The following is a 13,223-nucleotide window of genomic DNA, read 5'->3' as shown; positions in this document are numbered from 1 at the left end:
GATTCCTCCTATCTATAAACTTTCAATCTCCTTAATCAATTCATCCAGTAAATCTTCTTCTTTTACTTTTCTTACAATCTCACCTTTTCTAAAGATAAGACCTTCTCCATTACCACCAGCTATTCCTACATCTGCTTCTCTAGCTTCTCCTGGCCCATTAACTACGCATCCCATAATAGCTACTTTTATATTTTTATTTATGTGACTTAATCTTTTTTCGGCTTCTTCTGCTATACTAATAAGATCTATTTGAGTTCTTCCACAGGTTGGGCAAGATACAAATTTTATTCCATCCTCTAACATGCCAAGGGATTTTAATATTTCTCTTCCCACCTTAACTTCTTCAACCACATCTCCTGTAAGGGAAATTCTTAATGTATCTCCTATGCCCTGTGCTAAAAGTGCTCCTACACCTACGCTAGATTTAACAGTACCTCTCCATGTGGTACCTGCCTCTGTAACTCCAATATGCAACGGATAATTAACCTTACTAGAAACTATATTATAGGCCTCTATCATTTGAACTACGTCAGAAGATTTTATAGATATGATTATATCTTCAAAATTTACTGCTTCTAGAATTTTCACATGATTAAGAGCACTTTCTGCTAAAGCCTCACTACACACTCTACCGTATTTATTTAAAACTTCTTTTTCTAGAGATCCAGAGTTAACCCCAATCCTTATTGGTATATTTCTTTCTTTTGCAGCTTTCGCCACCATCTCAACTCTACTTATGTCACCAATATTTCCTGGATTAATTCTAAGTTTAGAAACTCCATTTTCTATAGACTTTAATGCTAATCTATAATCAAAGTGTATATCTGCAACTAAAGGAATGTGAATTTGTTTTGCGATTTCCTTTATAGCTTCTGCAGCCTCCATATCGGGAACTGCACATCTTACTATATCACAACCACTTTCTTCAAGTCTTAAAATTTGCTCTACTGTGGAGGATACATCTCTTGTATCTGTATTAGTCATGGATTGTACTGTAATTCTAGAATCTCCTCCAATGTATATATCTCCAACTTTAACTTTTCTTGTTTCTTTTCTCTTCATAATTTCCTCCTAAAACTGAATAGGATTTATAATATCTTTTAGCAATACCAAAACCATAAGAGACATCAATGCTAAAAATCCATAGTAATTAATTGTTGCAACCTTTTCTTTATTTACTTCCTTACCAGTTATGATCTGGAATAGTAATAGAAATATCCATCCACCGTCTAAGGCAGGGAAGGGAATTACATTAAATATTGCTAGTTGAACACTGAATAAGGCCATAATATTTAATAAGGTAAGAATTCCTTGCTGAGCAGCTCTTCCTGAAATTTTCATAATGCTTATAGGACCTCCTACATCATCAGCAGAAACATTTCCTTTAAACAGTTGACCAAAAAAACCAAAGGTCTGTCTTATGGTGCTTCCCGTTTGATTAAGTCCATATTTTATAGATTCAATAAAGTTAGGCTTTACAACCTTAGAATATATCCCAACTTGAAATCTTTCTTCTCCTTCATTATAGGATGGTACTAAATCAAATTTTATTTTTTGTCCCTCTCTCTCTATTTCCATATTAACGGGCTTTCCTTCTCCTGTAAAAATCTCAGTAAGAAATTCTTCCCAGGTAGTAACCATCTTACCATTGACTTCTGTAATCTTATCTCCAGCTTTTATTCCCACTTCCATGGCTGGTGAATTTTCTATTACTTTATCTACAACGTTAGTAGAATGTCCTTGAATACCTCCTACTAAACTAAAGAATAGTATAGCTATTATAAAATTCATTATAGGACCTGCTGCTACAATAGTTAACTTCTGAAAGGAAGTCTTATTAGAAAAAGCCTTGTCATCCACTACAGTTACATCATCTTCTTCTCCATACATTTTTACATAACCACCAATTGGAAGTGCTTTAATAAGATACTCTGTCTCCTTCCCCTTAATAGAAAATAACTTTGGTCCCATACCTAAGGAAAATTCGAGGACCTTTACACCATTAACTCTAGCCATTATAAAATGTCCAAACTCATGACCTATAATTAATACACTAAATGCAAGTAAAGCCATTAAAAAATACGGTATATTACCTATAATACTTTGCAATATTTTTCTCCCCTTCCACTCTATTCACTTATACATATCTCTTTAAAACATATTCCCTAACCTGCTTATCTATGTCTAAAACTTGCTGTAAATCTGGATTTTTCACATGCGGAAACTTATTCATGGCAGCTTCTATTATTTCTTCAATCTGTAGATACTTAATCCTTGCATCCAGGAATAATTCTACTGCAATTTCATTAGCTCCATTATAAATTGCTGGCATATTACCACCAAGTTTTCCTGCTTTAAATGCTAATTCTAAGCATCTAAAAGTGTTTATATCGGGCTGTTCAAAGGTTAAGCTTGAAACGGTTTTAAAATCTAACTTATCTGCTATAGCTGTCCTTCTATCAGGATAGCTTAAGGCATATTGGATAGGTAACCTCATATCTGTGCTTCCTAATTGAGCAATAATTGAACCATCTTTATACTCTACCATGGAATGTACAATACTTTGTGGATGAACTATAACTTCAATGTCATCATATCCAACTCCAAATAAAAAGTGTGCTTCTATAACTTCTAATCCCTTGTTTACCAAGGTTGATGAATCTATAGAAATCTTTCTTCCCATGTTCCATTTAGGATGTTTTAAAGCCTCTTTAGGGTTAATTTCCTTCAAATCATCTCTAGTTTTACCTCTAAATGGCCCACCTGAAGCAGTAAGTATTATCTTATTTATATCTTTTTTTTCATTACCCTGAATACATTGAAATATAGCTCCATGCTCTGAATCCACTGGAAGAATTTTAACACCATTTTCCTTTGCCTTTGCCATAACTATATCTCCAGCAACTACTAAGGTTTCTTTATTAGCTAATGCTATATTTTTCTTAGCTTCAATAGCCTTAATAGTTGGTTTCAATCCTGCAATTCCTACTACAGAAGTCAAAACCGTATCTATTTCTTTTAAAGTAGCAACTTTTTCTAGCGCTTCTTCTCCACCAAATAGGTTTACTTGTTTATTTTCTCTTTCACAATACTCCTTTATAGCTTCATAACATTTCTCATCTGTTATACCTATATATTTTGGACTAAACTCTTCTATAATATCCACTAATCCTTTAAAGTTTCTATGAGCTGTAACCCCTATTAGGTTTACTTTATTTTCTTTATTTCTTATTATATCTAACGCCTGTGTTCCAATGGAACCAGTAACTCCAAGTATGCTTATGTTTTTCACTGTTAACGCTCCTTTAATTTTATCTAAAAACATTATACCCTATAATATGTAATAATACAAAATACTAATAATTAAATTAATTTTAAAGAAGCAAAAATTAAAAAGGGATTTCCCAAAACAAACTAATCTTAAGCAAATGTCGAGGATCACTTATCTTTTTCCTGCTCAGTACTTAAAGACTTGTAATTTTTTTGAGAAATCCCTTAAATTAATAATACCTTAATAATTTCTTATAATTACGCTACCAAAATATTAATATAATAATATACCACCACAGATACTAGCAATATACTATCGAACCTATCTAATATACCACCATGTCCAGGAATCAAATTTGAGTAATCCTTAACACCCGCATGTCTTTTTATTGAAGATGCCACCAAGTCTCCACACTGTCCAAAAATTCCACCTAATAGACCAATTATCATATAGTTATATAGTGGGACTACTACTCCAAATTTAGTTATAATATATCCATAAATTGTACATCCTAAAATACTTCCTATAAGTCCGCCTATGGCTCCCTCTATGGTTTTTTTAGGGCTAACCCTTGGATTTAATTTGTGTTTTCCTAGATATCTACCAAAATAATAAGCTAAAGTATCACATCCCCATGAGGATATAAATATAAGCCATATGAAGAAGTTTCCATTTTCCATATTATTAAGTAATAATATAAAACTAAAAAATATGCCTACATAAAAACAAGGTAATATGGTCAATGCTACATCAATGAAGTTTCTATCAGTATCAAATACCGGAACTATCATTAAAAGGAATACTACAAGGATAAATACACCCACAGCAACGTTTAAATTAAATCCATGTCCTAAATAGATATAATAAAGTAAACATAATAAATATCCTACTATAGATATAGGTTTATATCCATCCACTTTGCTTACCTTATAAAATTCATACATTCCACCAAGGGATAATAAAACTACAGAAATCTTTAAAAAATACCCCCCTAAAAATATAAATAGTAATAGAGGAGCTAATATCATTGCCCCTATATATCTTTTATTCATTTGCCTCACCTCTTACTATACTCCACCAAATCTTCTATCTCTCTTTTGAAAATCACTAATTGCTCTTCTCAAATCTTCTTTTGTAAAGTCAGGCCAATTTATATTGGAAAACCAAAATTCAGAATAAGCACTTTGCCATAATAAATAATTACTAAGTCTTAATTCTCCACTGGGCCTTATAATAATATCAGGATCTGGCATACCACTAGTATACAAATGGTCTGATATGATTTTATCATCTATGTTATCTATTTGTAACTTTCCTTCTAATACTTCCTTAGCTATTTCTTTAACCCCTTTTACAATCTCATCTCTTCCTCCATAATTTAAGGCTATGTTAAGAGTTAAACCTGTATTATTTCTAGTTTTATACATTGCATCCTCTACGGCAGCCTTTGATTTCTCAGGAAGTTTACTTATATCTCCTATAGAATTAAGTTTCACATTATTTCTATGTAGCTCCTCAAATTCCTTATTTATAAACTCTACTACTAAGTCCATCAAAGCTCCCACTTCTTCTTTTGTTCTCTTCCAATTTTCTGTTGAAAAAGCATATAAGGTTAAATAGTTAACTCCCAGATTACTAGACTCCTCCACCATCATTTTAATATTTTTCATACCAGCTCTATGCCCCATAGTTCTTGGAAGTTTTCTTTGTTTAGCCCAACGACCATTCCCATCCATAATTATAGCTATATGGGCAGGGATTCGCTCCATATCTAATTGTATTTTTTCTTTAATTGCGTCTTTTTTAAACTTAAATATATCCAAAATATATCTCTCCATTTCAAGTAATCATGATGCTATTATATCACAAATACATAATAATAAAACCTGCAATATTTGCAGGTTTTATCTTACATATTATACTGACATTATTGACTTTTCTTTTTCTTCTATAGCCTTATCAATTAATTTGATAAACTTATCAGTTTCTTTTTGAATCTGATCTTCAGCTTTTTTAGATTCATCTTCACTGATTTCACTATTTTTCTTTAAGTTTTTAATCTTATCATTTGCATCACGTCTTATGGATCTGATAGCAACCTTAGCATCTTCACCACATTTTTTAACTGATTTAACTAAATTTTTTCTAGTCTCTTCAGTTAATTCTGGAACAATTAGTCTAATAACCTGACCATCATTACTAGGATTAATACCTAGATCTGATTTTAAAATTGCTTTTTCTATATCTTTCATGCAACTTTTGTCCCATGGTTGAATAAGAAGAACTCTTGGCTCTGGAGCAGATATGTTCCCTACTTGGTTAAGAGGTACCATTGTTCCATAACTTTCTACTAATATTCTATCAAGCATTGTAGGGTTTGCTCTTCCAGCTTTTAATGTTCCAAGCTCATTTTGTAAGCTTAAAATAGTTTTGTTCATTTTCTCATCAGCATTTTTAATGATATCTTTTACCATAAAATTACCTCCATCAATTATTTACATATATTAGATGATACTAAAGTACCAATATTTTCACCTTTTACCGCTCTTATAATATTATGAGGCTCATCTAAACCAAATACTAGAATAGGTATTTGATTATCCATACATAGGGATGTAGCAGTAGAATCCATAACCTGCAATCCTTTTTCTAATACCTCAATATAAGATAAATTATTAAACTTAACTGCACCCTCATGTTTATGAGGATCTTTATCATATACCCCATCAACTTTTTTAGCAAGCAAAATAACTTCAGCTTCTATTTCTGCTGCTCTTAAAGCTGCTGTAGTGTCTGTGGAGAAATATGGATTTCCTGTTCCTGCTGCAAATATTACAACTCTTCCCTTTTCAAGATGTCTCATTGCTCTTCTTCTAATGTAAGGCTCTGCTATTTCTCTCATTTCAATAGCTGTTTGAACCCTTGTATTAACACCTATAGCTTCCAAGGAGTCTTGTAATGCTAAAGCATTTATACATGTAGCAAGCATACCCATATAGTCCGCGGTAGTTCTATCCATGCCTTCACCACTTCTACCTCTCCATATGTTGCCGCCACCAACAACTGCACCTACTTCAACACCCATTTCAACTAACTTCTTAATTTGTAAAGCAATAGTGTTCGCTGTATCAAAATCAATGCCATACCCCTTCTCTGACGCTAATGCCTCTCCTGAAAGTTTAAGCATGACTCTTTTATATTTCGCAGTTTCCATATATATATTATACCTCCAACTCAATATATTTACACCATATTTTTGTATTTTACCAACCAATAACCAAAATTAACCATAGAAATTACATTAGATACTTCAATATAAATATGACTTTCTCTAGTTATATAGTTATTATAATACATGTAGATTTTAAAAAAAGAGAACCTAGGTTCTCTTTAATATTATCTTGTATTATTTTCCTTGCATTTGTCTTTGAACTTCTTCAGCAAAGTTTTCTTCTTTCTTTTCGATTCCTTCGCCTCTTTCAAATCTTGCAAATTTAACAACTTCCATAGTTGCTCCAAGTTTCTTTCCTTCTTCTTGAAGATACTTGCTTATAGTGTAATCTCCATTTTTAACCCATACTTGATCTACTAAGCAAACTTCTTTGTAGTATTTGCTTATTCTTCCCATAACCATTTTTTCAACTATGTTTTCTGGTTTTCCTTCGTTAAGAGCTTGAACTCTGTAAATTTCTTTTTCTTTTTCTAAAGATTCATTATCTACTTGATCTTTGTTTAAGAATAATGGGTTAGCTGCTGCTACTTGCATTGCTACATCTTTAGCAACTGTTTTTAATACTTCATCTTGTTTTTCACAAGCTAATTGAACTAAAACACCTATTTTCCCATTTCCATGGATATAGCTTTGAATTATTCCATTGTCAACTACAAACTTTTCAAATCTTCTAACAGACATGTTTTCACCTAATTTTGCAATTAGAGCTGTAACAGCGTCTTGAAGAGTTATGCTTTCATCTCCAACATATTTTTCTGCTAATAATCCTTCTACAGTAGTTACATTAGTAGTTGCTGCCATTTTAGCTACATTTGCTGCTAATGCTTTAAAGTCATCGTTTGCTGCAACGAAGTCAGTTTCACAGTTAACTTCTACTACAGAACCTATTTTCATATCTTCTGATATATAAGTAGTAACTATACCTTCAGCTGCTATTCTTCCAGCTTTTTTAGTTGCTGCTGCTAATCCTTTTTCTCTTAAAACTTCTACTGCTTTTTCCATATCTCCATTTGTTTCGCTAAGAGCTTTTTTACAATCCATCATTCCTGATCCAGTTCTTTCTCTTAACTCTTTTACCATTGCTGCTGTTATCATCTTTATTCCTCCTTTAATTTCCTAACAAAAAGGTAAATGAAAGATTTCTCTCTCATCTACCTTTAAAATTTCATATGTTTTACAACCATAGATGAGGCTGTTTGAAATTTACTTAGAAAGTTGCTATATTATTCAGCTACTTCTTCACCTTGTCTTGCTTCAATTATAGCATCAGCTAATCTTTCAGTTATTAATTTAACTGCTCTTATAGCATCATCATTTCCTGGGATTACATAGTCAACATCATCTGGATCACAGTTTGTATCAACTATTGCTATTACAGGAATTCCTAATGTCTTAGCTTCAAGTATAGCATTTTTTTCTTTTCTTGGATCAACTATAAATAAAGCTCCAATATTCTTAGCATCCATGTTTCTAATTCCGCCAAGGTTCTTTTCTAATTTTTCTCTTTCATTTTTAAGTTGAATAACTTCTTTTTTAGGAAGAACATCAAATGTTCCATCTTCTTCCATTTTATCTAAAGCTTCAAGTCTACCTATTCTTGTTTTAATAGTTCTGAAGTTAGTTAACATTCCACCTAACCATCTGTTGTTTACAAAATGCATGCTTGATCTGATAGCTTCTTCTTGGATAGCTTCTTGAGCTTGCTTTTTAGTTCCAACAAATAATATATCTTTTCCTTCTTCTGATACTGATTTTATGAAATCATATGCTTCATCAATTTTCTTAACTGTTTTTTGTAAGTCAATGATATAGATACCATTTCTCTCAGTGAAGATGTATGGAGCCATTTTAGGGTTCCATCTTCTTGTTTGATGTCCAAAATGAACACCTGCTTCTAATAATTGTTTCATTGAAATAACTGCCATTTTAATATACCTCCTGGTTTTTTCCTCCACTACCATCATTTTTATTAAATACTCCTTAAAGCACCTTTTAATAAATTCAGTAGTGTGTGTATTTTCTTACCTTGTGTATTATATCACATAGAAAATCAATGTTCAACAAATTTTTTTCTAAATAACAAGGTTAATTTTAAATTTTTATTATTTAAAATTCTGTTAATACAATAATTATAATTTTTCATAATTAATATATATTAATTCTAGAATTTTAAAAGATAAATCCCTGAAATCCGCATGGATAGAACAAATAGTTAACTATTTAACTAGACAACTATTCATATAGTATCCTAGAAAACTTTTAAAATACATGTGAGTATTGAAAGAATCATCTTTATTAAAAATAAAAATCCTTTATCAGGATTTTTATTTTTAATATTTTTCTACATATTGTATTAAATTATTTAAGCTTATTTAATTCATCTATTAATTTCTCATTTAGAATCTTTATGTGAGTACCCTTCATTCCTAAAGACCTAGATTCTATAACTCCAGCACTTTCAAACTTTCTAAGAGCATTTACTATAACAGATCTAGTTATTCCAACCTTATCTGCTATTTTAGATGCAACTAAAAGTCCCTCACTACCATCAAGTTCGTTAAATATATGTTCTACAGCTTCTAACTCTGAATAAGATAATGTTCCTATTGCTAATTGAACTATAGCTTTTTTTCTTGCTTCTTCTTCTATTTCATCAGTCTTAGCTCTTAACATTTCCATTCCCACAATAGTACCACTATATTCTGCAATAACTAAATCATCTTCAGTAAACTGGTTAGAAAATCTTGATAACAATAAAGTTCCCAATCTTTCTCTATTCCCATTAATAGGAACTATAGTTGATAGCATATCTTTAAAGTCACATTGAACTTCTCCATTAAATACACAAATACCACTGCTTGGCATATTTGCCTTTGTCTCATCTATATTTAGCAGTTTAGCATTATATTGCTCTGGAAATCTTTTATTTTCAACTACTTGTTCTTTAACTTTATCGCATTCAAATCCATAGGAAAGATTATATCCTAAAACTTTCCCCTTTCTACTAATAACATATACATTACAATCTAACACTTCACTTAGAAGTCCACATATATCATCAAAAACTACTGGTTCTGAACCTGACTTTTGTAAAATCTTGTTTAATTTTCTTGTTTTTTCTAATAATGACATCACTATTCCTCCTTCTTCTTTTTTCATTTTTCATAATGCTATTTATCACTGCAACCTTTTAAATAATTCAAAATATTCTTTTCTTTCACAAATTTTAGAATTGTTTCGTTGCCATATACCATCATAACATATAGAATTTATTCTATCAACATGTTTTTTATTAATTTTCGACATATTTAACCTATTTTTAAATTAAATTTTACTTCAAGGTAATTTTTAACTAATATAACCCATTTTATTTATTATCTGTTAACTCCTTATGTTTACATTCTGAGTTAATACATTCTAAATAATCACCTTTTGCTTTGCTATACCTTTTAGCCATTACACTTCCACACTGAGGGCACTTCTTTTCTGTAGGTTCATGCCAACTTACAAAATCGCATTGTGGATAATTTCCACATCCATAAAATATCTTACCTTTTTTGCTTCTCTTTTCTAAAACATTTCCTCCACACTTAGGACACTTTACGTCTAATTCTCTAGCCATGGTCTTTGTATTTTTACACTCTGGATATCCTGGACATGCAAGAAACTCACCAAATCTTCCTTGTTTTATCACCATAAGTCTTCCACATTTATCACATGGTATGTCAGATACCTTATCTTCTATAGTTATCTTAGCTATTTCTTTTTCGGCTATTTCTATAGCTTCCTTTAGTGGTACGAAGAATTCTTCTACTACAGATTTCCAATTAGCATTTCCTTCTTCTATGCTGTCTAGTTTACTTTCCATTTCAGCAGTAAATTCTACATCAACTATTTGTTTAAAATATTCACTAACTATATTATTAACTATGAATCCTAATTCCGTAGGAAATAATACCTTCTTTTCTCTATCTACATATTTCCTGCTTAATAAGGTGGTAATTGTAGGTGCATAAGTACTCGGTCTACCTATTCCATTTTCCTCTAAAGTTTTAACTAAGGATGCCTCTGAAAATCTTGCTGGAGGTTGAGTAAAATGTTGTTTTCCATCTACAGATTTTTCTATTAACTTTTCATCTGTATTTAAAGTTGGTAATTTTGCATTTCCATCCTCATCTTCATTATCAGTGGCATAGATTTTAGTAAACCCATCAAATCTCACCTTAAATCCTGAAGCTTTAAATAAATAATCCCCATTGCTTATTGAAATTGATGTAGTATCAATTATTGCAGACTCCATTTGGCTAGCTACGAATCTATTCCAAATTAAAGTGTAGAGCTTTAATTGATCATTGCTTAAGGTTTCCTTAGCAATTTTTGGAGTAATCTCTACATTAGTGGGTCTTATAGCTTCGTGAGCATCTTGTGCTCCCTTCTTACCTTTGTAAGCTCTTTTAACCTTTGGTGCATATTTATCTCCATAGATATTTTTTATAAATTCAAGAGTAGCTCCCTGAGCCTCCTCTGATACTCTTACTGAGTCTGTTCTCATATAAGTAATAAGACCGATAGTTCCATGTCCTTTAATTTCTATACCCTCATACAACTGTTGTGCTGTTGCCATGGTTTTTTTAGTTGAAAAGTTTATTTTTCTATAGGCATCTTGTTGAAGAGTACTAGTAGTAAATGGTGGTAGTGGATTTTTAGATTTAGCTGTATCTTTTATATCTTTAACCACAAATTCACCTTGCTGTACAACTTTTATAATATTATTAGCTTCTTCTTCTTTATTTATAATAATTTTTTTCCCTTTTTTACTATGCAATTTCACTGTAAAGGTTTTTGTTTCTGCTAATTTAGATACTTTTGCTTCCACAGTCCAATATTCTTCTGGTACAAAAGCTTGAATTTCCTTTTCTCTATCGCATATTATTCTAAGAGCTACAGATTGTACTCTTCCGGCACTTAATCCCCACTTTATTTTTCTCCAAAGTATAGGACTTATCTCATATCCTACTAATCTATCTAATACTCTTCTAGCCTGTTGAGCATCAAATACATTTTCATTTATCTTTCTTGGAGATTTTATGGCATTTTTTACAGCACTTTTTGTGACCTCATTGAACTCTATTCTACATGACTCTTCAGTGTCTATTTTTAATATGTTAGCTAAATGCCAAGATATAGCTTCCCCTTCTCTATCAGGGTCAGTAGCAAGATATATTTTTTCACTTTTTTTAGCTTGCTTCTTAATCTTATCTAAAAGTTCCCCTTTACCTCTAATAGTTATGTATTTGGGTTCATAATTTTTTTCTATATCTACCCCTAACTGACTTTTAGGTAAATCTCTTACATGACCCATAGATGCTTCTACTACATAATTTTTTCCTAAATACTTCTTTATGGTTTTCGCTTTTGCTGGCGACTCAACTATGACTAATTTTTGCCCCATTCTAACCCCTCCATTATAGCTTATAATTTTTTATTTTATTACATATTTATAAGCACCATGCAGATTTCTCATAATCTTTTTATTATATATAAAATTCTACATCCTACTATATTTTAAAATATTATTATCTCATTGCAAGTCATAATATACAAACCTTATTAAATATTTCATAAATTTTTAACTATTTATTAATTCTAACATAAAAGTTTCCACTTAAACATAAAATCTCCTCTTTTACTTGCAACTCAAATAATAACTTATATAATCGATTAATGTCAACATCAACTAATTTAATTATTTTATCAATGTGTATAGGATTATCATCTATAACTTGATATATTCTTTCCTCTAATTTGCTTTTTACAGTAGTTATATTTTTATTATCTATGGAAACTCTAGAAATATTCAATAAATTCAACACATCTTCTATGTCTGTATAAACATAGGCACCATCTTTTATTAATTTATTAGTCCCTTTACTTTCACTGGAGAATATACTCCCTGGCACAACAATTATATTTTTCCCTTGCTCTAAAGCTGCTCCTACAGTAATTAGCGTCCCACTTTTTTCTCCGCCTTCAGTGACAACTAACAATTCACACATACCACTAATAATTCTATTTCTCATTGGAAAATTTCTACTTAAAGGTGGTGTTCCCAATGGGAACTCACTAATTATACAACCACTGTTTTCTAAAATTTCATGGTAAAGTCTATAGTTTTCTTTAGGATATATAACATCAATGCCACTACCTAAAACTGCAATTGTATTAATGTTGTTCTTTATTGCGGCCCTATGAGCTACAGAATCAATACCTTTAGCCATACCACTTACAATATTTATTTCATAAGGACTTAACTGTTCCACCATACTATTAGTTACGTCTATCCCATATCTAGTACACTTTCTAGAACCCACAATAGAAATATTCTTTTTTTCATTAACCATCGAAATATTACCCTTGTAAAATATACCAAAAGGTACATCCTCATACTGCAGTAAACTTATAGGATAATCTATATCATAAATAGTACAAATATGTATATCCTTAATGGATTTGCATTCTTCAACAGCCAACTCTTCAATTTTTATATATGACTTTTGAAACTTTTCTACAATTTTTTTAGGCAATAGTGTCATATTATCATTAATCACCATTTTTCTCAAGGTATCAAAATCATGATATTCATCATAAATGTATTTTTTCATATTATTAGATACTTCCGTAGTAATAATCCATAATTTAAATAAATCGACCATCTATACT

The 13,223-nt window shown here is 31.0% G+C and carries 12 protein-coding genes; all 12 read right to left on the bottom strand.

All coding sequences use genetic code 11. The features are described 5' to 3' along the window. Nucleotides 1–12: 12 nt before the first annotated feature. The 12 genes from ispG to dprA all read right to left on the bottom strand — a co-directional run bounded on the left by ispG (nucleotide 13) and on the right by dprA (nucleotide 13,216). Complete coding sequence (gene ispG, locus B3Z56_RS09105) at nucleotides 13–1,062, bottom strand: flavodoxin-dependent (E)-4-hydroxy-3-methylbut-2-enyl-diphosphate synthase (protein WP_346848365.1); 1,050 nt, start codon at nucleotides 1,060–1,062, stop codon at nucleotides 13–15. A 9-nt stretch (nucleotides 1,063–1,071) separates the two neighbouring features. Then, nucleotides 1,072–2,073 carry an RIP metalloprotease RseP gene (gene rseP, locus B3Z56_RS09100; RefSeq protein WP_346878963.1) on the bottom strand — a complete coding sequence of 334 codons (1,002 nt, stop codon included), beginning with the start codon at nucleotides 2,071–2,073 and terminating at the stop codon, nucleotides 1,072–1,074. A gap of 64 nt (nucleotides 2,074–2,137) precedes the next feature. Further along, on the bottom strand, nucleotides 2,138–3,292 hold the full coding sequence (locus B3Z56_RS09095) for a 1-deoxy-D-xylulose-5-phosphate reductoisomerase (protein ID WP_346878625.1): 1,155 nt from the start codon (nucleotides 3,290–3,292) through the stop codon (nucleotides 2,138–2,140). A gap of 236 nt (nucleotides 3,293–3,528) precedes the next feature. Further along, nucleotides 3,529–4,323 (bottom strand): phosphatidate cytidylyltransferase, encoded by a 795-nt coding sequence (locus B3Z56_RS09090; RefSeq protein ID WP_346878624.1) that lies wholly within the window; start codon nucleotides 4,321–4,323, stop codon nucleotides 3,529–3,531. A 15-nt stretch (nucleotides 4,324–4,338) separates the two neighbouring features. After that, entirely contained in the window at nucleotides 4,339–5,097 is a 759-nt protein-coding gene (locus B3Z56_RS09085; RefSeq protein WP_414632285.1) for an isoprenyl transferase, read from the bottom strand. 90 nt (nucleotides 5,098–5,187) lie between these two features. Further along, the gene (gene frr / locus B3Z56_RS09080) at nucleotides 5,188–5,745 is read right to left on the bottom strand and encodes a ribosome recycling factor (RefSeq protein ID WP_035132788.1); all 558 of its coding nucleotides are present in this window, start codon (nucleotides 5,743–5,745) and stop codon (nucleotides 5,188–5,190) included. A 17-nt stretch (nucleotides 5,746–5,762) separates the two neighbouring features. Next, nucleotides 5,763–6,485 carry a UMP kinase gene (gene pyrH, locus B3Z56_RS09075; protein ID WP_035132786.1) on the bottom strand — a complete coding sequence of 241 codons (723 nt, stop codon included), beginning with the start codon at nucleotides 6,483–6,485 and terminating at the stop codon, nucleotides 5,763–5,765. 192 nt (nucleotides 6,486–6,677) lie between these two features. Continuing rightward, nucleotides 6,678–7,598, bottom strand: a complete 921-nt coding sequence (gene tsf / locus B3Z56_RS09070) for a translation elongation factor Ts (RefSeq protein WP_035132784.1) — start codon at nucleotides 7,596–7,598, stop codon at nucleotides 6,678–6,680. Between the two features lie 128 nt (nucleotides 7,599–7,726). Next, nucleotides 7,727–8,428: a 30S ribosomal protein S2 gene (rpsB, locus tag B3Z56_RS09065; protein WP_035132782.1), complete on the bottom strand. Its 702-nt coding sequence runs from the start codon at nucleotides 8,426–8,428 to the stop codon at nucleotides 7,727–7,729. Nucleotides 8,429–8,861: 433 nt separating this feature from the next. After that, entirely contained in the window at nucleotides 8,862–9,638 is a 777-nt protein-coding gene (gene codY / locus B3Z56_RS09060; RefSeq protein ID WP_346876516.1) for a GTP-sensing pleiotropic transcriptional regulator CodY, read from the bottom strand. 232 nt (nucleotides 9,639–9,870) lie between these two features. Further along, nucleotides 9,871–11,955 (bottom strand): type I DNA topoisomerase, encoded by a 2,085-nt coding sequence (gene topA, locus B3Z56_RS09055; RefSeq protein WP_346878623.1) that lies wholly within the window; start codon nucleotides 11,953–11,955, stop codon nucleotides 9,871–9,873. Nucleotides 11,956–12,136: 181 nt separating this feature from the next. Continuing rightward, the gene (dprA, locus tag B3Z56_RS09050) at nucleotides 12,137–13,216 is read right to left on the bottom strand and encodes a DNA-processing protein DprA (protein WP_346878622.1); all 1,080 of its coding nucleotides are present in this window, start codon (nucleotides 13,214–13,216) and stop codon (nucleotides 12,137–12,139) included. Nucleotides 13,217–13,223 lie beyond the last annotated feature (7 nt).

This window comes from Clostridium sp. UBA7791, from assembly GCF_002480755.1.
GTDB lineage: Bacteria > Bacillota > Clostridia > Clostridiales > Clostridiaceae > Clostridium_J > Clostridium_J sulfidigenes.
Note: the sequence above shows the minus strand (reverse complement) of the source record. Positions and strands in the feature narration are given on the sequence as shown.

What these genes read in the sequence shown, in the direction of transcription:
- ispG (WP_346848365.1), bottom strand. Translation starts at nt 1,062, where the DNA reads ATGAAGAGAAAAGAAACAAGAAAAGTTAAAGTTGGAGATATATACATT.
- B3Z56_RS09090 (WP_346878624.1), bottom strand. Translation starts at nt 4,323, where the DNA reads ATGAATAAAAGATATATAGGGGCAATGATATTAGCTCCTCTATTACTA.
- dprA (WP_346878622.1), bottom strand. Translation starts at nt 13,216, where the DNA reads ATGGTCGATTTATTTAAATTATGGATTATTACTACGGAAGTATCTAAT.
- tsf (WP_035132784.1), bottom strand. Translation starts at nt 7,598, where the DNA reads ATGATAACAGCAGCAATGGTAAAAGAGTTAAGAGAAAGAACTGGATCA.
- rpsB (WP_035132782.1), bottom strand. Translation starts at nt 8,428, where the DNA reads ATGGCAGTTATTTCAATGAAACAATTATTAGAAGCAGGTGTTCATTTT.
- rseP (WP_346878963.1), bottom strand. Translation starts at nt 2,073, where the DNA reads ATGGCTTTACTTGCATTTAGTGTATTAATTATAGGTCATGAGTTTGGA.
- pyrH (WP_035132786.1), bottom strand. Translation starts at nt 6,485, where the DNA reads ATGGAAACTGCGAAATATAAAAGAGTCATGCTTAAACTTTCAGGAGAG.
- frr (WP_035132788.1), bottom strand. Translation starts at nt 5,745, where the DNA reads ATGGTAAAAGATATCATTAAAAATGCTGATGAGAAAATGAACAAAACT.
- topA (WP_346878623.1), bottom strand. Translation starts at nt 11,955, where the DNA reads ATGGGGCAAAAATTAGTCATAGTTGAGTCGCCAGCAAAAGCGAAAACC.